Origin of the sequence: Sphingomonas sp. VDB2, from assembly GCF_047946695.1 — a bacterium.
In the GTDB taxonomy this organism is placed as follows: Bacteria; Pseudomonadota; Alphaproteobacteria; order Sphingomonadales; family Sphingomonadaceae; genus Sphingobium; species Sphingobium bisphenolicum.
Genome location: NZ_CP159616.1, coordinates 820,294 through 844,458, shown reverse-complemented (window position 1 = coordinate 844,458; position 24,165 = coordinate 820,294). Strand labels below are relative to the sequence as shown.

Here is a 24,165-nt window from a genome sequence, read left to right as displayed (position 1 = left end):
CCGACAACTAAAGAGGGACAGCCATTCTTCCTCGAAACTGGTTCCGAGGGAGGTGCGTCCCGTCTATGTTGGCGACCGTCTGGTTCAGCGCCGCAGTGGCGTCGTCCCGTCCGGTGAGAGGCCAACTAGGGGAGGCATCTGAGTCGGTCAACCGGAAAAAAGCGCGCTTTGTGAGTTTTCTATGTCGGCGCTTGGGAATGATCCCCGAAAAGGCCCAGAATAACGGGGATTTCCGCGCTTTTTCACGCGTTGATAGGCAAAAGGGCGTGGAACGGCTTTCCCCGCTCTACGCCCCCCATTTTGCCCCGCACGCCCTTAGCCTTCGCGAATCAACCCGCTGAAAGGACAAGAGAATCGCGCTCGGTTCAGGCCAGCGGCTCTCCCGCCCAGCATTCGGTATCGACTTGCGCCTGTGCCTCGCGCGAATAGCGCGGGCCGGACGGTGCGCTGAACGGGAACAGCGCCTCGACCGCTGCAATCAGGTCGTCCGGCCATTCACGCGCCAGGGTCGCCAGATTCTCGTCGAGATGGGTGATGCCGGTGGTTCCGGGAATCGGCACGACATGGTCGCCCTTGGCGAGCAGCCAGGCCAGGCATAGTTGCGCCGCGGTGCATCCGGCCTGATCGGCCAGCGCTTTCAGATCATCGACCAGGGCCAGATTCGCCGCCAGATGCGGCGGCTGGAAGCGCGGCATGGACGCCCGAATATCGCCCTGCGGCAGGTTCGCCGCATTGGGATTGCCCGCCAGCAGCCCGCGCCCGACCGGCGAGAAGGCGACGAAACCGGTGCCCAGCTGCGCACAGGCCTCCAGCACCGCCACTTCGGCATTGCGGGTCCAGGGCGAATATTCGGTTTGCATCGCCGCGATCGGATGCACCGCGTGGGCGCGACGCAGCGTCGCGGCCGACATTTCGGACAGGCCGATCGCGCCGATCTTGCCCGCCTCCTTGGCGCGGACCAGCGCGCCGACCGACTCCTCGATCGGGACCTTCGGGTCGAGCCGATGGAGATAATAGAGATCGATATGATCGACCCGCAGCCGCCGTAGCGAATCCTCCAGCACCTGCGCGATCGCCCCGGGCGATCCGTCCAGCCCGCGCTTGCCGTCAATTTCCCCCAGCACGCATTTGCTGGCCAGGGTGAATTCCCCCCGCCGGTCCATCAGCGTCCGGCCCAGCAATTCCTCGTTCGCGCCGAAGCCATAAAGAGCCGCAGTGTCGAAAAAGGTCACGCCGACGTCGAGCGCATGGCGCAGCAACCGCTCCGCCGTCGCCGCATCGGGACGCGGCAGATAGGCGTGGGACAGGTTCATGCAACCCAGGCCGATGGCCGAAACCTTGAAAGGACCGATGGAGCGGGTGGGAAGAGCAGTCATACTATAGAGGCAATCCTACATAATTTTCCGCGATCGTCGTCTGCGCCGCGACCGAGGAGGCGATATAGTCGAGGTCGGCGACCTGCATCCGGCGATCGAACGCATCGCTATCGGGGAAGCGGTGCATCAGCTTCGTCAATTGCCATGAGAAGCGTTCGGATTTCCAGACGCGGGCCAGCGCCTTGTCCGAATAGCCGGCCACCGCGTCGCTGTCATGACGTTTCAAATAGGCGATCAGCGACTGCGACAGGTAATGCACGTCGGACATGGCCAGGTTCAGTCCCTTCGCTCCCGTAGGCGGCACGATATGCGCGCTGTCGCCCGCCAGCATCAGTCGGCCATGGCGCATCGGTTCGAACACGAAGGAGCGGAGCGGCGCGATCGACTTTTCCAGCGCCGGGCCACGGGTGATATGCGCCGCCGCTTCCGGCCCCAGCCGGATCGCCAGCTCGTCCCATAGCCGGTCATCGGACCAGTCCTCGACTTTCTCCTCCAGCGCCACCTGCACATAATAGCGGCTGCGCGTTTCGGACCGCATCGATGCGAGCGCGAAGCCGCGTTCATGATTGGCGTAGATCAGTTCATGGTTGCACGGCGGCACGTCCGCCAGGATGCCGAGCCAGCCGAAGGGATAGACTTTCTCGTAGACGGCTGCGACCGACGCCGGGATCGCCTTTCGCGAGGGGCCATGAAAGCCATCGCAGCCGCACAGAAATTGCGCATCGATCCGATGGGTCGCGCCGTCCTTGCTATAGGTGAGATAGGGTGCGTCGCCATCAACATCGTGGAGCGCCACGTCGGCGGCGTCATAGATGACCTCCAGCCCGCGTTCGGGCGCGGCCTCCATCAGGTCGCGCGTTATTTCGGTCTGGCCATAGACCATCACCTGCTTGCCGGTCAGCGCCCCGATGTCGATGCGGATCAGCCGCTCGCCATCGGCCAGGTGAAAGCCGTCATGCGGCAGGCCTTCGGCATGCATCCGCGCGCCAAGGCCCAGTTGATCCATCAGGTCGGTGGTGGTGCGCTCCAGCACGCCGGCGCGGATGCGGCCCAGCACATAGTCGGGCGACGCGCGCTCGACGATCACGGCGTCGATTCCCTCGGCGCGCAGCAGATGCCCCAGCATCAGCCCGGCCGGCCCGGCGCCCACGATAGCGACCTGCGTCTTCATGATGATCCTCTCCATGTCCTTCGGAATTGGGAGGCATGATGCCCCGCCGCGGCGCGCACGCCCATGGCCGGGGCAGCAGCTTATTTGGACGATTCAACCGACCCTGTGCAGATGAATAGGAGATTTTCGCCTGCACCATGCCATGCCATCGCCGGCACTCCCCAGGATGAATGGACTATCCGCCGCCCGATCAGGCTGCGGGCAGCGTCACTACGCTGTCGGGCGCATCGCGCAGCCGCAGATAGAGTTTGCCGTCCCGCGGCGTGGGCGCCTTGAGCGCCGAGCCGGTATAGCCATGCGCTACCTGCGCCGCCTGGTCGAGCGTCGGCGTCGCGCCCACCGCATCGATCAGGAACAGGTCGCGCCCCGTGATCGTACAGCCGTCCGCCTTCGCCTCGCACGCCACCGCCTCGATCTGCGGCAGTCGCGCCAGCGTCACCAGCGGTTGCCAGTCGCTCGCCTCGCCACCGCGCAACAGGCGAAAGCGCAGCGGCCCGAACAGGGACGGCGCCATCGCCCTGGGATTCAGCGTGGCGACCATCACCTTGGCGCTTTCCAGCCGCAGGCCGTTGGCGGCGGTCAGCCGGATCGGCGCGCCATCCGCGACCGGCGCGACCTCGATCGCGTCGCTGGCGCTCAGCTTCGTGCCCTCGCCCGCCCGCACCGAAAAGACGAGCTGGCCATTGTCCGGCAGCAGATTGTCGCCGCCCAGCGCCAGCGCCTTGCCGTTCGCGGGCGGCGCACCAAGGCTGATGTCCTTGCTGAGCAGCCCTATTTGCGGCCGCGCCGACGCCACCGTCAGGGCAAGGTTCACGCTCCGCCCGTCGCGCAGCTTGACCCGCGCCATTGCCTCGCTGCCGGCATCGGCCGCTACCCCATCGCCCTGCGCCACCAGCCGCAGCCGGTCCACTTCACCGTCGCGCACAAGCCCGTCCGGCCGCAGCAGCAGCCCGTTCACGTCTACGCTGTCCACCTGGTCCAGCCGTTGCCCGGACAGCAAGGCCGCCTTGTCCCCGGCATGAAGCAGCAACCCGTCCAGCCGGCTCGCCTGCGCATAGCTGCGCAACGCAATCGCGGCAGGCTGGGCGACGCCCTGATATTTGACCTCGATGCTCATCGCGCCCGGCTTGCGATCGGCGAGCGGCACCGTCAGCGCCAGCGCGTCGCGCCCCTGCACCTTCCATTCCACCGGCCGGAGCGCGCCGTCTCCCTGCCGCATCATGACGCTCTCGACGCAGGCGGGCGCGCCGCCTTTCAGCACCAGCCCATTGTCGCGCCCGACGACCAGAGCGGCGGTATCGCCCTCGACCGCCCATCCGCCCGCATCGGGCATCTGCAACGTAAAGTCCGGCCCTTCGAACCGGTCGAAGCCCCAGCGACCGTAAAGATGGCCTTCCACCGTTCCCTTGAAGGCCGGGGGCAAGTCGCCGCCGGTCAGCACATAGCCGCCCCGGTCGGCGCGCGCCTCCAGCGGCAATTCGATCGTCTCGCCAGATGCCGTCTTCAGCGCCAGCTTCACCTCGCGCGCATAGGAAGTAGAGAAGATCAGCGGCGCGCCCTCGACCGGCAGCACCGTACCCGCGCGCGCTGCACAGACCGGCGCATCGCCGCTGCGGCGCAGGCGCGGCGGGCTGTCCGCCTCGATCGCGGGCATGGCCACGACCATGACCGACTTGGGCTTCTGGAAGGATGGCGCGGCGTTCAGCAGCAGCGCCATGCCCTCCGGCTTGCGCACGCTCAGGGTCGGCAGATAGTCGAATTGCGGGCTGCTGAACGCGCCGAATATCTTCGCGATGTCGCGGACCACGCCGATATAGGGGCTGTAGAAGCCATAGCCCGCCTCGCGCGTCGCGGCCAGTTGCAGCGCGAGGTCGGTGGGCGCCCCGGTCAGCGTTTCGGCGATCGAACTGCTATGGACGTCGGCGAGCACCAGCGCCTCGCGATTGTCGAGCAGGCAGGCGGCCTGCATCTCCACCACCTTGGACAGGCAATCCTCGTTCAGCTTCATCGCCAGGCTGCGCGCCAGCGTAGGGGCGACGCTGCGCAGATATTCGGGATGGCTGTTTTCCTGCGCCTTGATCGCCGCCATGAAGGCATCCAGCCGCGACCGGTCGAGCGACGCCTGGTTCAGATCCTGCGTCGCGCGCACGAATTCGCCCGGCTTGCCGCGGACCACGTCGGACAGCACACCCTCGGCCCCGCCGGTGTCGGGGACCAGAAACAGCACCATCTGCCGCGCGCCCTTGGGCACGGTCAGCACCAGCGCCTTGTCCTTGTCCTTCTTCTTCCATGTCTCGGCGAACCGGACCCAATCCCTGGGCGGCGGATTGGTCGCGCCCCGCAGGAAGGCGGACACCAGGATGAAGCGCGCGCCCTGGTCGGCGGGCAGGTCCGCCTCGATCGACAGCCGGTCGCCTTCGGACAGGCTGGGCACCTGCGCGATCGGCAGGCTCTGGTCGCCGCGCATCACCAATATATCGAGCGCCGGACCGGGCAATTCGAACGGCGCGGGTTCCGCGGCGCCCAGTGAGGCAGGCGCCAGCATGGCGTACGCCAAAGCCCCCAGCGCGCTACGGGCGGTCCGCATCATCCTGTCGATCGACCAAGGCGTCATCTTTCTGTCTTGCTTCCTGTTGTGCGACCCTGCCGCCGCTTGTCCCACATGGACCGCTGCAAGCCAAGGGCGAGAGGGTAACGCAGCCCGCCTGCCCAAGTTCATACCAATCGGGTGAATGCCATGAATGCTATTGCTGATAGCTATCTGCATCGCTATCTATCATAACGATAATAAGGAGTCGGATATGCCTGTATCGGAAATCGCCCTGGTCATCGGCGGGGAGCAGCGCGCGGCTGCCGCGACCTTCGAGCGCGTCAATCCCGTAACGGGTGAAGTCGCCACCATCGCTGCCGCCGCCAGCCTCGACGATGCGATCGCGGCGGTCGATGCCGCGCAATCCGCCTTTCCCGCCTGGTCCGCCCTTGGCCCCAACGCACGCCGCGCAGCGTTGATGAAGGCCGCCGATGCACTGGACGCCAAGGCCGCCGACTTCGTCGATGCGATGATGGCAGAAATCGGCGCGACCGAAGGCTGGGCGCGCTTCAACCTGATGCTGTCCAGTTCGATGGTGCGCGAAGCGGCCGCCCTCACCACCCAGATCGGCGGCGAGGTCATCCCGTCCGACAAGCCCGGCTGTCTCGCCATGGCGATCCGCGAGCCTGCCGGCGTCGTGCTGTCGATGGCGCCATGGAACGCCCCGATCATCCTCGCCGCCCGCGCCATCGCCGTACCGCTGGCCTGCGGCAATACGATCGTGCTCAAGGCGTCCGAACATTGCCCGCGCACCCACGGTCTCATCGTCGCGGCCTTCGTGGAGGCCGGCCTTGGCGGCGGCATCGTCAACCTTATCACCAACGCCCCGCAGGACGCCGGCGACGTGGTGGGCGCGATGATCGATCATCCGGCCGTACGCCGCGTCAATTTCACCGGCTCGACCGCCGTGGGCAAGGTCATCGCCCGGCGCTGTGCGGAACATCTCAAGCCCGTCCTGCTCGAACTGGGCGGTAAAGCGCCGCTGATCGTGCTGGAAGACGCCGACCTCGACGAGGCGGTCAAGGCCGCGGCCTTCGGCGCCTTCATGAATCAGGGCCAGATTTGCATGTCGACCGAGCGGATCATCGTGGTCGATGCCATCGCCGACGCCTTTGCGGAAAAATTCCGGGCCAAGGTCGCCACCATGGCGGTCGGCGACCCGCGCGAGGGGAAGACCCCGCTCGGCGCGGTGGTCGACAGGAAGACCGTCGCCCATGTCCGCGCGCTCATCGACGATGCGCTCGCGGCCGGCGCGACGCAGCTCAACGGTGGCGACGTTCTGAACGGGGGCGGTGGTGTCCTGATGCCCGCCCATGTCATCGACGGCGTCACCCCGGACATGAAATTGTTCCGTGACGAAAGCTTCGGCCCCGTCGTCGGCATCATCCATGCCCGTGACGAGGCCCATGCCATCGCGCTGGCCAATGACACCGACTATGGCCTGTCCGCTTCGGTCTTCACCCGCGACACTGCACGCGGGCTCAGGGTCGCACGCCAGATTCAGTCCGGCATCTGCCACATCAACGGCCCCACCGTGCATGACGAGGCGCAGATGCCCTTCGGCGGCACCAAGGCGTCGGGCTATGGCAAGTTCGGCGGCCGCGCCGGTGTCGACAGCTTCACCGACCTGCGCTGGATCACGATGGAAACCCAGCCCGGCCACTTTCCGATCTGACACTCATCTTCCCACATCCCCGTCCGGACCAGCCACAATCCGAACAGGCAAGCCCCCTGGCAGGCACGCACTACGAAACAGGAGAAGAGGATGACAAGGGACATGGACCGCCGCGGCTTGCTCAAGGCCATGCCCGGCCTGGCCCTCGCCGGCGCCGCCACCCCGCTTGCCGCGGCTGAACCCGGCCCGCTCGCGACCCCGCCGCTCAGCCTCGCCATGCGCCTGCGCGTCCTCATCGGCGCGCCGCAGGAACTGGGCATGGTCGATGGCGTGCGCAAACGGGTCATCCCCATCACCGGCGGCAGCGTGGACGGGCCGCGCCTTACCGGAAAGGTGCTGCCCGGCGGCGCGGACTGGCAATCGATCCGGGCGGACGGCACCGCCGACATCCTGGCGCGCTATTCATTGCAGGCCGACGACGGCGCGATCATCTCGGTCATCAATCCCGGCTATCGCCACGGCCCCGCGCCGGTGCTGGCCCGCATCGCGGCGGGGGAGGTGGTGGACCCTGCCCTCTATTATTTTCGCACCACCCCGCGCTTCGAAGTCGCGAGCGATGGCTCCCATGCCTGGCTCGGCCGCACCGTCTTCCTCTGCACCGCCGCCCGCTACAAGGATCATGTCGCGCTAGACATTTTCGCGGTCGGCTGACACCAACGTAAAAACGACAGGACAGGATCGCCCATGACTGACATCAGGCACAGGCTGGACGAAGCCCCCATGGGCCGGCTCCAGATCGCGGCGATCATCCTGTGCATCCTGCTGAACGCACTTGACGGGTTCGATGTGCTGGCGATCAGCTTCGCCTCGCCCGGCATCGCCAGGGAATGGGGGATCGATCGCGCCGCGCTGGGCCTCGTCCTGTCGATGGAACTGATCGGCATGGCGGTCGGATCGGTTCTGCTCGGCAATGTCGCCGACCGCATCGGTCGCCGCCCCACCATATTGGGCTGCCTCGTCGTCATGGCCGCAGGCATGGCAGGCGCGACCCAGGCGTGGGATGTGGTGTCGCTCTCGTTCATCCGCCTTCTGACCGGTCTCGGCATCGGCGGGATGCTCGCCTGCACCAACGCCATGGTCGCCGAACTGTCCAACGCCCGCTCCCGCAGCCTGGCCGTCGCGATCATGGCGGCGGGCTATCCGGTCGGCGCGATCCTGGGCGGATCGGTCGCCTCGCACCTGCTGATCGCGGGCGACTGGCGCGACATCTTCCTGTTCGGCGGCATCGTCACGGCGGTCTTCCTGCCCGTCTCGCTCTGGCTGCTGCCCGAATCGATCGGCTTCCTGTTGCAGAAGCGGCCCCAAGACGCGCTGGCGCGGATCAACCGCCTGCTCGGCCGCATGGGCCACGCCCCGGCCGCCGCCCTCCCCGCGCCCGATCCGACCGCGACCAGGCCGGCCTTCGCGTCTCTGTTCGCCCCCGGCCTGGCGCGCACCACCATTCTCCTGACGCTCGCCTATTTCTGTCACATCATGACCTTCTACTTCATCCTGAAATGGGTGCCCAAGATCGTCGTGGACATGGGCTTTGCGCCATCGGCGGCGGGGGGCGTGCTGGTCTGGGCCAATGTCGGTGGTCTTGCCGGCTCGCTGCTGCTCGGCGCGCTTAGCTGGCGGCTGCCGGTCCGCGGGCTGGTCATGGTGGCGATGGTCGCCTCCACATGTCTGGTGACGGTCTTTGGTCAGGGACAGACGACGCTCGCCGGTCTCAGCCTGGTCGCCGCCTGCGCCGGCTTCTTCACCAATGGCGCGGTGGTCGGCCTCTATGCGCTGGTCGCCCAGTCCTTCCCTACCGCCGTGCGCGCCGGCGGGACCGGCATCGTCATCGGCGTCGGCCGGGGCGGCGCGGCGCTCGGACCGATCCTGGCGGGCTTCCTGTTCACGCTCGACTTCGGCTTGCCCGCCGTCGCCCTCGTCATGGCGCTCGGCTCGCTGGTCGGGGCGGCGCTGCTGGCGATGCTGCGCCCGCGCCCGGCCTGACGGCTTGCGGACAGGTGGGGCCGGGCGCATAGATGGACGATCCATCATGACGACCGCCCCCGTCCCCAGCTTCTATCTTTACGGCGAACCACAGCGCAGCGTGGCGGAGGGCTTCGTCCATGTCGAAAGCCTGGATGATCGATCCCGCCCCAGCGAATGGACGATCCGCCCGCATGTCCATCGCGACCTCAACCATATCATCCTGATCGCGCAGGGCGGTGGCGCGATGCAGGCCGAAGCGGCGCAGGTCAGCTTCGACGCACCCTGCCTGCTGCTGATCCCGGCCGGCATCGTCCATGGCTTCACCTGGCACAGCGAATCGCGCGGCCATGTCACCACCATCGCCGATTCCTATCTGCGCCACCTGATCGCCCGCGATGCCGATCTCGCCCCGCTCTTCGCCCGTCCCCATGCCGTCCCCCTATCGACCGGCGACGGCGGCGTCGCGCAGGATAGCATCACCCGCATGGCGCAGGAACTGGGCTGGTCCGGTCCCGGCCAGCGCGCCGCCGTCGAATCCGCGCTGCTGTCGCTGATGGTATTCGCGCTACGCCACGCGACACTGGCGCAAACGACCCAAGCCGGCACCGCGCGCCAGGCCGCGCTGGTCGCGCGCCTGCGCGAACGGATCGAGCAGCGCTTCCGCCAGCGCGAACCCGTATCGGATCATGCCAAAGCACTCGGCGCCAGCCTCACCGCGCTGCGGCAGGCCTGCGCGCGGGTTGCGGGCAGTTCTCCTGCGCAGATGCTCGACGATCGCGCCCTGCTGGAGGCGCGCCGCCTGCTTCTCTACTCCCAGTTGTCGGTGGCCGAAATCGCCTACGCCATCGGTTTTGAAGACCCGGCCTATTTCTCGCGCTTCTTCGCCCGCCATATCGGCCAGCCGCCCCGCGCCTATCGCGCTGCGCGGACAGGTTGACGCGGCCGGCCGCGGCCCTACATGCGCAGCCATGACAGCGGACAAGCTCATCGACCTGCTGGTGGCCCGGCTGCTGCGCGACCATGGCAAGAGCAAGCATCACTGGCGCAAGGCGATCGGTCCGCTGCGGCTCTACAGTCCCGCTACCCATCCCCATTGCAACTGGAACGCGACGCCGACCGGCAGCTTCCAGGACATCGCGCTGATCGAAAGCCTGCTCGACGACCTGCGCATGGCGCATCCGCTGCTGACGGCGTGACACAAAAAAGGCGCAGCGGGTTGTCCCGCCGCGCCCTTCCTTGCGACCCCGAAGGGATTCCGCATTAACCCGCGAGCTGCGTTTCCAGCTCGCCCAACACGCGATAGCAGTCGAACACCTTGGCGACGCTCGAATTGGGATCGCGGCCTTCGCGGATGGCGCTGATGAATTCGCGGTCCTGCAATTCGATGCCGTTCATCGACACCGCGACCTGGCTGACGTCGATCGTCTCTTCCTTGCCGTTCACCAGATCGTCGTAGCGCGCAATATAGGTGTCGGTGTCGCCGATATAGCGGAAGAAGGTGCCGAGCGGCCCGTCATTGTTGAACGACAGCGACAGGGTGCAGATCGCGCCCGTCTCGCTCTTCAACTGGATCGACATATCCATGGCGATGCCCAGGTCCGGGTGGATCGGCCCCTGCAAGGCGTGCGCCGACACGATCTTGCCCGCCTGATAGGCGAACAGGTCGACCGTATGCGCGGCATGATGCCACAGCAGATGGTCGGTCCAGGACCGCGGCTCGCCCTTCGCATTGATATTCTTGCGGCGGAAGAAATAGGTCTGCACATCCATCTGCTGGACATTGAATTCGCCCGCCTTGATACGGTTGTGGACGAACTGGTGCGACGGATTGAAGCGGCGCGTGTGGCCGACCATGCAGACGAGGCCGGTTTCCTCCTGCTTCTTGAGTACCGCCTGCGCATCGGCCCAACTATCGGCCAGCGGAATCTCCACCTCCACATGCTTGCCCGCGTCCATGCAGGCGATCGCCTGGGCCGCATGCATCTGGGTGGGCGTGCAAAGGATCACCGCGTCGACATCGTCACGCGCCAGCGTCTCATTGAGGTCGGTGGTGACATGGCCGATGCCATATTTTTCCGCGACCTTCTTCGTCGCTTCCAGCTCGCGACCGATGATCGAGGTGACAGTCACGCCGTCGATATTCTTGAGGCCGTCGAGATGCTTTTCGCCAAAGGCGCCGGCACCGGCCAGGGCAATACGCATGGGAAACTACTCCATAATAAGCCCCTCCCTTTTAAGGGACGGGTTGAACAGAGGCACGTGACTCTGTTCGAGGGTGGGTGCGAGCGAAGCGAGCCGCGCCCGATTTTCGAAGGCAGAAGCGATCGTTGACGCAATCGCCCTACCCTGCCCTCTCCCCGCAACGGGAAGGGCTTAACTTAGCTATTCCGCCGCGATCGCCGTCACGTCGCTGCCGGTCATGTCCAGCCCTTCGCCATTGTCGGGGCGCAGCACCATATGGCCGATCGCAGTGTTGGAGCAGGGCACATGATAATGGCGATGCAGCGCGCGGGTCTTCTTGCCCAGCGCCCCGCGCATCACCAGCCACATCACCATTTCGATGCCTTCGCTGCCGGTTTCGCGCAGATATTCGATATGCGGGATGCGGCGCAGATGGTCACTGTCGCCGACCAGCCCGTCCAGGAAGCGATTGTCCCATTCCTTGTTGATCAGCCCCGCGCGCGGCCCCTGCAACTGGTGGCTCATGCCACCCGTGCCCCAGATCTGGACGTTGAGGTCTTCGGGGAAACTTTCGACCGCCTTGCGCACCGCCTCGCCCAGCGCCCAGCAGCGATTGCCCGATGGCGGCGGATAGGTGACGACATTGACCGCCAGCGGCACGACCTTGCACGGCCAGGCGTCGGGCTTGCCGAACATCATGGAAAGCGGCACGGTCAGGCCATGATCGACGTCCATCTCGTTGATGATGGTCATGTCGAACTCGTCCAGGATCAGGCTCTGCGCCATGTGCCAGGCGAGGTCTGGATGCCCCTCCACGTCCGGCACCGCGCGCGGCCCCCAGCCCTCGTCCGCCGACTTGTAGCGTTCGCCACAGCCGATCGCGAAGGTCGGGATGATCTTCATGTCGAAGGCGGAGGCATGATCGTTATACACCAGGATGACGACATCGGGCTTTTCGGCCTCTTCCCATGCGCGGGTCCAGTCGTAGCCGGCGAAGATCGGCCCGAAATAATCGTCACGATCCTTGTTGAAGTCGGACGCCACGCCCAGCAACGGCACATGGCTCGACGCCACGCCAGCAGTAATCCGCGCCATCTCAGCGATCCTCTTTCTTGGCGGCAGCCGCCGCTTCATTGGCCTTGATCGACCGTACGCCCTCGGGCGATCGGCCGCCCCGCATCATCATTTCGCGATATTCCGGGAATTTCATGTCGGTCATGGTGCTGACCGCTTCGGCGAACGGAATCCCGTCAGTTGAAAACAACTTGGACAGGAAATAGACGTTGCCGCCCAGGTCCAGGCACTTGTTATAATCGCGCGCCAGCACGCCCAGCTTCTGCGCCTCGGTCAGCGGCCATTCGTCCAGATAAGCGCGCTCGTCCGCCTTGAACTTCGCGCGATTCTCGTCCTTCATCAGGCTCATCGCGAACTGGTTCAGATGATAGCCCTGCCGCGCGCGCTTCGCCGTGAACACGCGGGTGCCGGGAATATCCTCCATCTCGGCCAGATATTCGTGAATATCCTGATGCTTGGGATCTTCTGTTATCATAGTCCCCTCTCCTTCAATTGGGCGTCGAGGCGCGGGAAGACGCGACGGGCATTGCCCGCGAAGATCGCAGCGCGTTCCTCGTCACTAATCTCCAACGCGTCGACATAGCGTTTGGTGTCGTCGAAATAGAAGCCGGTGGTCGGGTCGATACCACGCACCGCGCCGACCATTTCCGACCCGAACAATATGTTCTTGTTCTCGATCACGTCGGCCAGCAGGTCCACGCCCGGCTGGTGATAGACGCAGGTGTCGAAGAAGATATTGTTCATCAGATGCGTCGACAGGTCGGGCTTCTTGAGCATGTCGGCCAGACCGCGATAGCGCCCCCAATGATAGGGCACCGCGCCGCCGCCATGCGGGATGATGAAGCGCAGCGTCGGGAAATCCTTGAACAGATCGCCTTCGAGGAGCTGCATGAAGGCGATGGTGTCGGCGGCGATATAATAGCCGCCGGTCGCGTGCATCGCCGGATTGCAGCTGCCCGACACATGGATCATCGCCGGCACGTCCAGCTCGACCATCTTCTCGTAGAAGGGATACCAATATCTGTCGGTCAGCGGCGGATGGGTGAAATGCCCGCCGCCCGGATCGGGATTGAGGTTGCAGCCGATGAAGCCCAGCTCCGTGACGCAACGCTCCAGTTCCGCAATGCTGTTGCTCATGTCGGCCTTGGGCGACTGGGGCAGCATGCACACGCCGACGAAGGTTTCGGGGAACAGGCCGACGACGCGCGCGATCAGGTCGTTGCAGCGGATCGCCCATTCCTTCGCGACCGCCTCATCCCCGACATGCGGCGCCATTGCCGAAGCCCGCGGCGAAAAGATCGTCAGGTCCGCACCGCGCTCCTTGATCAGACGCAACTGGTTCGCCTCGATCGTCTCGCGAATTTCCGCGTCGCTGATCTCGGGATAGGGCGGGCACGGCGTCCCGGCCTTGAACGCGGCCTTCTGCTCTTCGCGCCAGGCGTCATGCCCCTTGGGCAGAACGGTATAATGACCGTGGCAATCGATAATCAGGCTCATCCGCTCTTATCTCCAGTCCTAATCCATCCACCCCACCTCCAGCACTACCTGCTCCCGCGCAGGCGTTGAAACGAGGCACGTGCCTCGTTTCAACCTAGTTCGGACGGCGGGACTAGGCTCCCGCCTGCACGGGAGCACAACATCCTATTCCGCGGCCTCGCGCCCTGCTGGCACGACCGAGGAAGAAATCACCCCGATCTTCGCGTCTAACCCTTCCGGCGGCGCCTTCACGCCCAGTGCGCCGATCGCCGCCTGCCGCGCCACCGTGCCGCGCGTCATCGCAGCGCCCGTGCCAAGGCCATCCAGCGTCTTGACCACTTCCTCCATCTCCGCCGCGCGCCGCGTGCCATGCACCAGCATCCGGTCGAGATTATAATCCGCCCGCACGTCCCAAGGCTTCGCCTTCTCGCTCGCATCCAGCGACGCCAGCACCTCGTCCAGCACATCGGCCGCTTCCGCCGCCAGCACGCATTCGGCGGTCAGCGCCTCGATCCCCTTGACCATGACCGACCGGATCATCTTGATCGACGACGCCCGTCCCACATCCGCGCCCACGACGCGCGTCCTGCCAAAGCCCAGCGCCCGCAGCCGCGCTTCCGCGTCCCCGGCAAGCGACCCACTCAACAGCAACGGCACATCCACACCCGCCGGATCGACCGGCGCCATCACCGCGACATCGACATAATGACCGCCCGCCGCCTCGATCAGCGCCGCCGCCGCCTGCTTGGTCTGCGGCGCGACGCTGTTCATGTCGCAGAAGATCGCGCCCGCAGGCAGCAACGTCGCCACATCGCGCGCAACGTTGAGCGCCTGGTCCGCCGTCACCAGCGATACGACCAGCCCGGCGTCCCGCACCGCATCACCCAGACCGGCACTGCACCGGACGCCCAGTTGCGCCATGACATCGCCCCGCGCCGGATCGCGATCATAGGCGCAGGCCCGTGCCCGCCAATCCCCCGCCGCCGCGAACACACTGCCCGCCTCGCCAAATCCGATCAGGATGATATCGGTCGTCATGCGCGAAAACCTGCCCGCCAGAGCGCCCAACCGCAAATCGGAACAGCCACAGGGCCATTAGCTGGCGCTAAACATGCCTTCCACCTTATCCCTGCGACACCGCTTCCAGATCGGCCATGAACTCCCCCTGCACCACTGTCGGGCGCCAGGATGCGCGCGTGGTGACGCCGATGGATCGGCTGGCAGGCGTGACCGGCGTGTCGATCCGGCACAGCCATCGCGCCTCCAGTTCCACCGTCACCTGGTCGGGCGACAACAGGGTCAGGAAATCATTGTCGATCAGCAATTGCCGGATCGTCATGACCGATCCCGACTCGATCGGCACCACCGGCAGGGCGATGCCCTGCTCGCTGAACAACGCCTCCCAGCTTTCGCGCAGCGGCGCGCCCGACGCCGCGATGATCCACGGATAGCGCGCCAGATCCGCCATGCTGGGCCGCGTCCCTGCCAGCGGATGCCCCGCCCGCGCGATCACCACCGGCCGGTCGTCGAACAATGCCGCCTGCTCGAAATCCGACTCGAGCAAAGGCTGGCGCAACGCCCCCACCATCATGTCGATCGCCCCGTTGCGCAACGGCTCGACCAGCTCGGTGCGCGATCCTTCCAATATGGTGATCCGCACCCCCGGCCGCCGCCGCAGGAAGCGGGACACCGCTGCGGGCAACACCCGCGCCCGCGACAAGGGCATCGCGCCGATCACGATGCTGCGCGTCTCATGCCCCTTGAGCGCCGCCAGTTCGGCCAGCGCCGCCATCAACTCCACCCGCGCCAGGCGAAAGGCGCGCGCCATCCGCACACCGGCATCGGTCAGCATCACCACCTTGCCCCGCCGCCGCACCAAAGGCCGCCGCAGCGACAGCCCCAGATCGTTGACCGCCCGATGCAGCGACGGAATCGACAGGCCGGTCGCGGCACTCGCCGCAGGGTAACTGCCCGCATCCGCCAGCGCGATCAGCGCGCGGAACCGCGCCATCGTCACATGCGGGCTGGCGATATGGTCCAGCGCGGCGTGGAAACGCGGCACCAGCAGCGCGCCCGCATCGGTCACCGTCATCCCGTCATGGCGCCGGTCGAACAAGGGCACGTCCAGCATGGCTTCGAATCGGGCCAGCGCCTGGGTTATCGCCGGCTGGGTCAGGTTTACCGCCGCGGCGGCCGCATTCATGGTTCCGCGCTCCGCGATTTCCACGGTTGCGCGCAGGTGACGAAGGTTGATGTCGGTCCAGTCCACATTGCCATATTTAGTGAAAACTAATGGCTTGGCCAGATTTCCTTTTTGCCCTTTTCCCCGAACGGGTCCAGCCACCATCCTGTCCCGCGCCGCCCTACCATCAGCTTGGTCCGTGCGCCGCCATGATAAGGAGAAGGTCAGCATGTCCGGCATCGTCGTCCAGAATATCGAACGGGCGGACCTTTCCGTCGTCGACGGCCTCGCCAAATGCGGCGTCGCCACCGTCCATGAAGCGCAGGGCCGCACCGGCCTGCTCGCCTCGTACATGCGCCCGATCTACACCGGCGCGCGCATCGCCGGCAACGCCGTCACCATCTCCGCCGCGCCCGGCGACAATTGGATGGTCCATGTCGCGATCGAGCAGTTGAAGGAAGGCGACGTCCTCCTCCTTGCTCCCACCAGCCCCTGCACCGACGGTTATTTCGGCGACCTGCTCGCTACCTCGGCCCAGGCGCGCGGCTGCCGTGGCCTTATCATCGACGCGGGCGTGCGCGATGTGCGCGACCTCACCCAGATGAACTTCCCGGTCTGGTCGAAGGCGGTCCATGCCCAGGGCACGGTCAAGAACACGATCGGATCGGTCAACGTCCCCGTCATCTGCGCCAATGCGCTGGTCAATCCGGGCGACGTGGTGATCGCCGACGATGACGGCGTGTGCATCGTACCCCGCGCCGACGCCGCTGCGGTCCTCGAAAAGGCGCAGGCCCGCGAAGCCGCCGAAGAAGCCAAGCGCGTCCGCCTGGCCGCCGGCGAACTCGGTCTGGACATCTACAATATGCGCCCGCGTCTGGAAGAAATGGGCCTGAAATATGTGTGACGAGAGAGTGCATGCAAACCCGTTCGCCCTGAGCCTGTCGAAGGGCTCGGCTGAACGCAGTGAAGCTCTTCGCTCCGCTCAGGTGACGGCTTCGACTTCGCTCAGCCCGAACGGGGGTGGTAAATGAGCGCCCTCCCCTCTGCCCCCGTCCTATGGATGCGCGGCGGCACCTCCAAGGGCGGCTATTTCCTCGCCCAGGACCTGCCCGCCGACACCGCCGCCCGCGACGCCTTCCTGTTGCGCGTCATGGGCTCGCCCGACCCGCGCCAGATCGACGGCATGGGCGGCGCCGATCCGCTGACCAGCAAGGTCGCGGTCGTGAAAAAGTCACAGCGCGACGGCGTCGATGTCGATTATCTCTTCCTCCAGGTCTTCGTCGACAAGGCGGTGGTCAGCGACGCGCAGAATTGCGGCAACATTCTCGCCGGCATCGGCCCCTTCGCGATCGAACGGGGCCTCGTCGCTGCGCAACAGGGCGAAACCCGCGTCACCATCTTCATGGAAAATACCGGCCAGATCGCCATCGGCACGGTGCAAACCCCCGACGGCAAAGTCCGCTATGACGGCGATGCGAAGATAGACGGCGTCCCCGGCAGCGCCGCCCCCGTCCCGCTGGAGTTTCGCGACACCGCCGGCTCCTCCTGCGGCGCCCTTCTTCCCACCGGCAACGCCTTCGACGAAGTGGAGCGCGTGCGCGTAACCCTGATCGACAACGGGATGCCCTGCGTCGTCATGAAAGCGGAAGATGTCGGCATCACCGGCTACGAAGACCGTGACACGCTGGACAATGATACGGCGCTGAAAGCCCGGATCGAAAAAATCCGCCTTGCCGTCGGCGAGCGCATGAACCTGGGCGACGTAACCGACAAGTCGGTGCCCAAGATGATGCTGGTCGCCCCGCCCCGCAACGGCGGCGCGGTCACGGTGCGCAGCTTCATCCCGCATCGCGCCCATGCCTCCATCGGCGTATTGGGCGCGGTCAGCGTCGCCACCGCCTGCCTGATCGAAGGCTCGCCCGCCTTCGAGGTCGCATCGATCCCCGACGGCAATCGCAAGACGCTCTCGGTCGAACATCCGACCGGCGAAACGACCTGCGTCATGGAACTGGACGATAGCGGCACCGTCACCAGCGCCGCCATGCTGCGCACCGCCCGCAAACTCATGGACGGCATCGTCTTTTCCTGAACGCACTAGTGCCGTTCGCCCTGAGCCTGTCGAAGGGCGGCACTTTTTTTATAAGACAAGCCCTTCGGTATGTTCTGGGCGAACGGAGTTGGAACCAATGACCCGCATCACCTCATGGCATGGCGCGCCCTCCAAGCCGCTCTATACGCCCCCCGCCGGCGCGATCGACGCCCATTGTCACGTCTTTGGCCCGATGGCGGACTTCCCCTTCAGCGCGAAGGCGAAATATCTGCCCGAAGATGCCGGCCCGGACATGTTGTTCGCATTGCGCGACCATCTGGGCTTCGCCCGCAATGTCATCGTCCAGGCGAGCTGCCACGGCACCGACAATAGCGCGACCTTGGACGCCATCGCAAAGGCGAACGGAAAGGCGCGCGGCGTCGCCGTGGTCGATCCGGCCATTTCCGATGCCGATCTCGCCGTCCTCCATGATGGCGGCATCCGCGGCATCCGCTTCAATTTCCTCAAGCGCCTGGTCGACGACGCACCCAAGGACAAGTTCCTCGACGTCGCCAAGCGCCTGCCTGCGGGCTGGCACGTGGTCATCTATTTCGAAGCCGACATCCTCGAAGAACTACGCCCCTTCATGGACGCCATCCCCGTCCCCCTCGTCATCGACCATATGGGCCGCCCCGATGTGACCCAGGGGCCGGACGGCGCCGACATGCAGGCCTTCCGCGCCTTCCTGCAAAGCCGCGACGACATCTGGTTCAAGGCCACCTGCCCCGACCGGCTCGATCCTGCTGGCGATCCCTGGAACGCCTTCGCCGACGCGGTCGCACCGCTGGTCGCCGACTATCAGGACCGCGTCCTGTGGGGCACCGACTGGCCGCACCCCAATATGCAGGACGCTATCCCGGACGACGGCCATCTGGTCGACATGATCCCGCGCATCGCGCCGACCGTCGAACTTCAGCGCAAATTGCTGGTCGACAATCCGATGCGCCTCTATTGGCCGGAAGAATTATAAGTAATTGATATATAATGAAAAGAGCGGCGCTTGTGGGCGCCGCTCTTTTCATTTCAATTGTCCAACTCGCCGTCTCAGTCGTCAATATTCCGGCGGAAGGTTTCCGGCAGGAACAACAGCCCGATGACCACCGTCGCCGCCGCGATGACGACCGGATACCAGAGGCCGTAATAGATATCCCCGGTCGCCGCGACCATGGCGAAGGCGGTGGTGGGCAGGAAGCCGCCGAACCAGCCATTGCCGATATGATAGGGCAGCGACATCGACGTGTAACGGATGCGGCTGGGGAACAGCTCCACCAGCATCGCCGCGATCGGGCCATACACCATCGTCACCAGCATCGCGAGCGCCCACAGGATCGCCACGACCGCGACCTTGTTGATCTGCGCACTGTCCGCCTTGGCCGGATAGCCCGCCTGCGCCAGCCCCGCCTTCAACTGGCCCTGGAAAGCCGCGATCGCCGCCCCCTTCTCCGCGCCCGCCAGCACCTTGGGATCGGGCACGGCAAAGCTGGCGCTGCCGACCCTGACAACCGCCGGAGTGTCCGCAGGCGCCTCGACATTGGCATAGCTAATCCCAGTCTTGGCCATATAGGTTTTGGCGATGTCGCAGCTCGATCCGTCGAACTTGTTCTTGCCCACCGGATCGAACTGGAACGAACATTGCGCCTGGTCGACCAGGATCGTCACCGGCGCGGACGCCTGCGCCGTCGCCAGGGCGGGGTTGGCCGCGCTCGTCAGCGCCCCGAACAGCGGGAAATAGGTGATCGCCGCCAGCGCGCACCCGCCCAGGATGATCGGCTTGCGCCCGATCTTGTCCGACAGCCAGCCAAAGAACACGAAGAAGGGCGTGGCGAGCGCCAGCGCGATGGCGATCAGGATATTGGCCGTTGCCCCATCCACCCGCAGCGTCTTTTCCAGGAAGAACAGCGCGTAGAATTGCCCGGCATACCAGACCACCGCCTGCCCCATGACCGCGCCCAGCAGCGCGATGATGACCCAGCGCAGATTGCCCCATTGCCCGAACGCTTCGGTCAGCGGTGCCTTGGACGTCGTGCCCTCCTCCTTCATCTTCTGGAAGACCGGGCTTTCGTTGAGCTGCAAGCGTATCCACATAGACACGCCCAGCAGCAGGATCGAAATCAGGAACGGCAGACGCCATCCCCAGGCCGCAAACGCCTCTTCACCCAACGCAAAGCGGAAACCGATCACCACCAGCAACGCCGCGAACAGGCCGAAGGTCGCGGTCGTCTGGATCCAGCTGGTATAAAGCCCGCGCTTCCCCTCCGGCGCATGTTCCGCGACATAGGTCGCCGCCCCGCCATATTCGCCGCCCAGCGCCAGCCCCTGCGCCAGCCGCATGATGAGCAGGATGATGGGGGCCGCCACGCCGATGCTGGCATAGCTGGGCAATAGGCCCACCGCGAAAGTCGACAGGCCCATGATCCCCATGGTGACGAGGAAGGTATTCTTGCGCCCGACCAGATCGCCGATCCGCCCGAACACCAGCGCCCCGAACGGCCGTACCGCAAAACCCGCCGCGAACGCCGCCAGCGCAAAGATGAAGCCGGTCATCTCGTTCACGCCCGAAAAGAACTGGGCGGAAATATAGGTGGCCAGCAGCCCGTAGAGATAGAAATCATACCATTCGAACACCGTCCCCAATGAGGACGCCGCGATGACGAGTTTCTCGTTCTGGCTCGCCGCATGATGTTTCGGCTGACCGTCGTCACAGGTCGTCGCCATAAGCCCCTCTCCTTTCAAAAGCGATTTCCCGTCAGGTGAAATCGCGTAAACCTAAGTCAGAATGTATATTTGGCCGCCATCTCAAGCCGGTCCATCTGGCCACTGAGGCCACTGACGACGTCCCGCTGAGCATGGCGATATTCGATGCCGAGGTCGAGATGCTCGACCGGTGTCCAGAACAGGTTGCCGGCTAGGCTGTAAGCCGTCCGGTCCGCCAACCCCGGCACCGCAAAATCGGACGGATAGATAGCGCGATGGTAGCCCGCCATGAAGGTGGAGCGCAGACCGTCGCTCCAGCCCAGTTTCACCGCGGCATAGCCCGACAAATTCTTGGCCAGCCCCAGCCTGCCGGCCTGTCCCGGATCATGGACCGCGTCGGCCACCGCACCCAGTCCCAGATAGCGGCCGATCCCCCGGCCATAGGTCGCCAGAACGCGCAGATCATGCCGCCCCTGCGGCCCGAAATCGATCCGCGCCCCACCACTGACGCCCCAGCCCATCGCTCTGCCGCCCGCACCCGCATCGTCCACCGACAGCGTCCGCATCAGACCGGCGACATGCCATTCCGCGCCCGCCCCCTTATAGGCGAGCTTGGCCACCAGGTCGGGCATCCTGTCATTGTCATGATCGACCAGGTCCGCGGCGGCCGGCGTCACGGTTTCGGTCTGGGGATTCTCCGCCGACAGGGTAAGCGACAGGCCGTCGCCCAGCGGCCGGCGATATTGCGCGACCATCTGGCGGACGAAGACCGTCCCTTCCATCGGCCCGACATAATCGGTCGTTTCGGGCAGCAGCGCGGGATTCTGGAAAGCCGTCCATTCCTGTCCCACCAGCCAGTCGCCATAGGTGAAGAAGGCGCGACGCAGCGTCGGCGTATAGGGATTGGTCGCCCTTTGCGCCCCGACCGGCGCCGTGGCCAGTCCGAAGTCGAACTCGATATGACTCTTGAGCGCCTTTGCGCCCACCACCGTCTCCGTCTCGAAGAACAAGCGGCTCTGCCGCGCATGACCGATCATGTCGCGGCTGCTCCGGCCGCCCACCGGAATCTGCTGCGGCAGGTAGAATTCCTTGCCCAGCGCGCCGCCCGGCACCGCGCCGTCGTCATAACGGGTGGCGCTGCCCACCATCTTGACGAATCCGCCGATCCTGAAAGTCGTGCCACCGACCTGAAAACCGTCCGTCGCCGGTTCATCCTCCAGCGCGGCGACGCGATCGTCGGCCTTTTGGGCCATGTGCGCCGACGCCTGCTGGTCGGTCCGCGCCCGCGTCAATTCGGTCTTCAGCGCCGTCACCGCTGCCTCCAGCTGGTTCAACCGCACCTCCAGTTCCGCCTCGCGCGGGTTTGCGCCATGGCATCCGGCCAGGCGACGATGGCGGCGGCCAACGCGCCGATCGCAGCGCTACGCCGCCAATATCCATCGATCATCGCCTGCGCCGACGGGGGTCGCGCCATATATCCTCTCCCGCCGGATCGACCCGTCTCTGCGGGGTTGGTGGCGATCCGGCCATGGCTGCATCATGCGGACGATGCAGGGGCGCGGAGAAGGCGGACCATGGTGGGAAGGCCGTCCGACTTTGGTCGAGGATGCCGGTCCTGTGTTCATGCGTTACGCTAGGGCAAAGAGCTGGAGAGGTTCTCGACAAATGAGCGAAACGCTATACCCCGTCCCCACTGCCCTGGTTGCCGACGCCCGCATCACCGCCTCGACCGCCGCCGCCATGCATGCGCTGGCCGCGTCCGATCCCGACACATTCTGGCGGCAACAGGCACAGCGGCTCGACTGGATAACGCCCTTCACCAAAGTCGACGAGAGCAGCTTCAACGAATCCGATTTCGGCATTAGCTGGTTCGCCGACGGCCAGCTCAACGTCAGCGCCAACTGCATCGACCGCCATCTGGCGACACGCGGCGATCAGCCCGCGATCATCTGGGAAGGGGATGATCCCGCCGACAGCCGCGTCATCACCTACGCCCAGCTGCATGAGGAAGTCTGCCGCTTCGCCCATGTGCTCAAAAGCCATGGCGTCCGGCGCGGCGACCGGGTCACCCTCTATCTGCCGATGATCCCCGAAGCCGCCTTCGCCATGCTGGCCTGCACCCGCATCGGCGCGGTTCATTCGATCGTCTTCGCCGGCTTCTCCCCCGACAGTCTCGCCAGCCGCATTCGCGACTGCAACTCCCGCCTGGTCGTCACCGCCGACGAAGGGCTGCGCGGCGGCAAGCGGGTGGCGCTCAAGGCCAATGTCGATGCTGCGCTCGCCCATTGCAGTTCGGTCGAAAAGGTCATCGTCGTCCAGCGCACCGGCGCCGACGTCAATATGGTGGAAGGCCGCGATCTCTTCTACGGCCCCGCCCGCGACGCCGCCGCCACCGACCATGCGCCCGAAGCCATGGGCGCCGAAGACACGCTCTTCATCCTCTACACCTCCGGCTCCACCGGCACGCCCAAGGGGGTGTTGCACACGACCGGCGGCTATCTGCTCTGGGCGTCGATGACGCACGAACATGTGTTCGACTATCGCCCCGGCGAGGTCTATTGGTGCACCGCCGACATCGGCTGGGTCACCGGCCACAGCTATGTCGTCTACGGTCCGCTCGCCAATGGCGCGACCACCCTGATGTTCGAAGGCGTCCCCAACTATCCGGACCATAGCCGCTTCTGGCAGATATGCGACAAGTGGAACGTGTCGATATTCTACACCGCCCCCACTGCGCTCCGCGCGCTGATGCGCGAAGGCGACGCCTATGTGCAGGCCGCCAGCCGCGCGTCCCTCCGCATCCTGGGCAGCGTCGGCGAACCGATCAATCCCGAAGCCTGGGAATGGTATCATCGCATCGTCGGCGAAGGCCGCTGCCCGATCGTCGACACCTGGTGGCAGACGGAAACCGGCGGCATATTGATCGCCCCCCTGCCCGGCGCGACCGACCTGAAGCCCGGCTCCGCCACGACGCCGCTGTTCGGCGTCCACCCGCTGCTGGTCGATGCCGAAGGCAAGGAGCTGGCGGGCGCGACGGAAGGCAATCTCTGCATCGCCAAAAGCTGGCCAGGCCAGATGCGCACCGTCTATGGCGACCATGCGCGTTTCTTCCAGACCTATTTCACCACCTATCCGGGCCGCTATTTCACCGGCGACGGCGCCCGTCGCGACGCGGACGGCTATTATTGGATCACCGGCCGGGTGGATGACGTCATCAACGTGTCGGGCCACCGTATGGGCACGGCGGAGGTTGAAAGCGCGCTGGTCGCCCATGCCAAGGTCGCCGAAGCCGCCGTCGTGGGGATGCCGCACCCGATCAAGGGCCAGGGCATCTATGCCTATGTGACGCTCAACGCGAACGAGGAGCCGTCGGACGAATTGCGCAAGCTGCTGGTCGCCTGGGTCCGCAACGAAATCGGACCGATCGCCACGCCCGACATCATCCAGTTCGCCCCAGGGCTGCCCAAGACCCGATCGGGCAAGATCATGCGCCGAATCCTGCGCAAGATCGCGGAAGGGGAAACCGGCGCATTGGGCGATATATCGACTCTGGCCGATCCGTCAGTGGTCGACAAGCTGATCGCCGACAGCCAACTCGCCAACGCCTGATCGAAAGAACTTGCCCCGCTCGGGGGCAAGTCCCTATTCCGGGCGGTGGCAGATCGGCCAGATGGCCGCTCGGAGAGGAGCCCGAC

At 65.5% G+C, this 24,165-nt stretch carries 20 protein-coding genes; 9 read left to right on the top strand and 11 right to left on the bottom strand.

What is annotated here, in order from left to right; all coding sequences use genetic code 11:
- Positions 1–365 precede the first annotated feature (365 nt).
- The 3 genes from ABT375_RS22265 to ABT375_RS22255 form a co-directional block, all read right to left on the bottom strand.
- Entirely contained in the window at positions 366–1,376 is a 1,011-nt protein-coding gene (locus ABT375_RS22265) for an aldo/keto reductase (RefSeq protein ID WP_416465370.1), read from the bottom strand.
- Position 1,377: 1 nt separating this feature from the next.
- Complete coding sequence (pobA, locus tag ABT375_RS22260; protein WP_261937064.1) at positions 1,378–2,547, bottom strand: 4-hydroxybenzoate 3-monooxygenase; 1,170 nt, start codon at positions 2,545–2,547, stop codon at positions 1,378–1,380.
- 190 nt (positions 2,548–2,737) lie between these two features.
- A complete protein-coding gene (locus ABT375_RS22255) occupies positions 2,738–5,161 on the bottom strand; it encodes a hypothetical protein (RefSeq protein WP_416465368.1) in 2,424 nt (807 codons plus the stop codon).
- A 187-nt stretch (positions 5,162–5,348) separates the two neighbouring features.
- Here ABT375_RS22255 and ABT375_RS22250 point away from each other — a divergent pair, with 187 nt between their 5' ends.
- The 5 genes from ABT375_RS22250 to ABT375_RS22230 all read left to right on the top strand — a co-directional run bounded on the left by ABT375_RS22250 (position 5,349) and on the right by ABT375_RS22230 (position 9,970).
- Positions 5,349–6,812 (top strand): aldehyde dehydrogenase, encoded by a 1,464-nt coding sequence (locus ABT375_RS22250; protein ID WP_416465367.1) that lies wholly within the window; start codon positions 5,349–5,351, stop codon positions 6,810–6,812.
- Between the two features lie 90 nt (positions 6,813–6,902).
- Complete coding sequence (locus ABT375_RS22245; protein WP_416465365.1) at positions 6,903–7,463, top strand: DUF3237 domain-containing protein; 561 nt, start codon at positions 6,903–6,905, stop codon at positions 7,461–7,463.
- Positions 7,464–7,496: 33 nt separating this feature from the next.
- Positions 7,497–8,792, top strand: a complete 1,296-nt coding sequence (locus ABT375_RS22240; protein ID WP_224551237.1) for an MFS transporter — start codon at positions 7,497–7,499, stop codon at positions 8,790–8,792.
- A 46-nt stretch (positions 8,793–8,838) separates the two neighbouring features.
- Positions 8,839–9,711 (top strand): helix-turn-helix domain-containing protein, encoded by an 873-nt coding sequence (locus tag ABT375_RS22235; protein WP_261937060.1) that lies wholly within the window; start codon positions 8,839–8,841, stop codon positions 9,709–9,711.
- 31 nt (positions 9,712–9,742) lie between these two features.
- Positions 9,743–9,970, top strand: coding sequence for a hypothetical protein (locus ABT375_RS22230; protein WP_224551235.1), 228 nt, complete (start codon positions 9,743–9,745; stop codon positions 9,968–9,970).
- A gap of 64 nt (positions 9,971–10,034) precedes the next feature.
- On the opposite strand, the gene ABT375_RS22225 is transcribed toward ABT375_RS22230, so the two are convergent.
- The 6 genes from ABT375_RS22225 to ABT375_RS22200 form a co-directional block, all read right to left on the bottom strand.
- The gene (locus ABT375_RS22225; protein WP_416465362.1) at positions 10,035–10,976 is read right to left on the bottom strand and encodes a Gfo/Idh/MocA family oxidoreductase; all 942 of its coding nucleotides are present in this window, start codon (positions 10,974–10,976) and stop codon (positions 10,035–10,037) included.
- A gap of 180 nt (positions 10,977–11,156) precedes the next feature.
- Positions 11,157–12,050, bottom strand: a complete 894-nt coding sequence (locus ABT375_RS22220) for a class III extradiol dioxygenase subunit beta (RefSeq protein WP_416465360.1) — start codon at positions 12,048–12,050, stop codon at positions 11,157–11,159.
- A 1-nt stretch (position 12,051) separates the two neighbouring features.
- On the bottom strand, positions 12,052–12,504 hold the full coding sequence (gene ligA, locus ABT375_RS22215) for a protocatechuate 4,5-dioxygenase subunit alpha (RefSeq protein ID WP_224551232.1): 453 nt from the start codon (positions 12,502–12,504) through the stop codon (positions 12,052–12,054).
- The gene (locus tag ABT375_RS22210) at positions 12,501–13,526 is read right to left on the bottom strand and encodes an amidohydrolase family protein (protein WP_224551231.1); all 1,026 of its coding nucleotides are present in this window, start codon (positions 13,524–13,526) and stop codon (positions 12,501–12,503) included. The genes ligA and ABT375_RS22210 overlap by 4 nt, the downstream gene beginning before the upstream one ends.
- A 144-nt stretch (positions 13,527–13,670) precedes the next feature.
- The gene (locus ABT375_RS22205) at positions 13,671–14,543 is read right to left on the bottom strand and encodes a DUF1932 domain-containing protein (RefSeq protein WP_416465358.1); all 873 of its coding nucleotides are present in this window, start codon (positions 14,541–14,543) and stop codon (positions 13,671–13,673) included.
- Between the two features lie 85 nt (positions 14,544–14,628).
- Positions 14,629–15,774 carry a LysR substrate-binding domain-containing protein gene (locus ABT375_RS22200; protein WP_416465356.1) on the bottom strand — a complete coding sequence of 382 codons (1,146 nt, stop codon included), beginning with the start codon at positions 15,772–15,774 and terminating at the stop codon, positions 14,629–14,631.
- Between the two features lie 142 nt (positions 15,775–15,916).
- Here ABT375_RS22200 and ligK point away from each other — a divergent pair, with 142 nt between their 5' ends.
- From ligK to ABT375_RS22185, 3 genes are all read left to right on the top strand, one after another.
- Positions 15,917–16,591 (top strand): 4-carboxy-4-hydroxy-2-oxoadipate aldolase/oxaloacetate decarboxylase, encoded by a 675-nt coding sequence (gene ligK / locus ABT375_RS22195; RefSeq protein WP_224551227.1) that lies wholly within the window; start codon positions 15,917–15,919, stop codon positions 16,589–16,591.
- Between the two features lie 123 nt (positions 16,592–16,714).
- On the top strand, positions 16,715–17,776 hold the full coding sequence (locus tag ABT375_RS22190; protein WP_416465354.1) for a 4-oxalomesaconate tautomerase: 1,062 nt from the start codon (positions 16,715–16,717) through the stop codon (positions 17,774–17,776).
- A gap of 97 nt (positions 17,777–17,873) precedes the next feature.
- Entirely contained in the window at positions 17,874–18,746 is an 873-nt protein-coding gene (locus ABT375_RS22185; protein WP_261937055.1) for an amidohydrolase family protein, read from the top strand.
- 74 nt (positions 18,747–18,820) lie between these two features.
- Here ABT375_RS22185 and ABT375_RS22180 read toward each other — a convergent pair whose 3' ends face one another.
- Together ABT375_RS22180 and ABT375_RS22175 are read right to left on the bottom strand one after the other, a co-directional pair.
- Positions 18,821–20,491, bottom strand: coding sequence for an MFS transporter (locus ABT375_RS22180; RefSeq protein WP_416465352.1), 1,671 nt, complete (start codon positions 20,489–20,491; stop codon positions 18,821–18,823).
- A gap of 56 nt (positions 20,492–20,547) precedes the next feature.
- A complete protein-coding gene (locus tag ABT375_RS22175; protein WP_416465350.1) occupies positions 20,548–21,804 on the bottom strand; it encodes a DcaP family trimeric outer membrane transporter in 1,257 nt (418 codons plus the stop codon).
- A 331-nt stretch (positions 21,805–22,135) separates the two neighbouring features.
- Between ABT375_RS22175 and acs the strand changes: the two genes are divergently transcribed.
- Complete coding sequence (gene acs / locus ABT375_RS22170) at positions 22,136–24,079, top strand: acetate--CoA ligase (protein WP_416465349.1); 1,944 nt, start codon at positions 22,136–22,138, stop codon at positions 24,077–24,079.
- Positions 24,080–24,165: the final 86 nt, after the last annotated feature.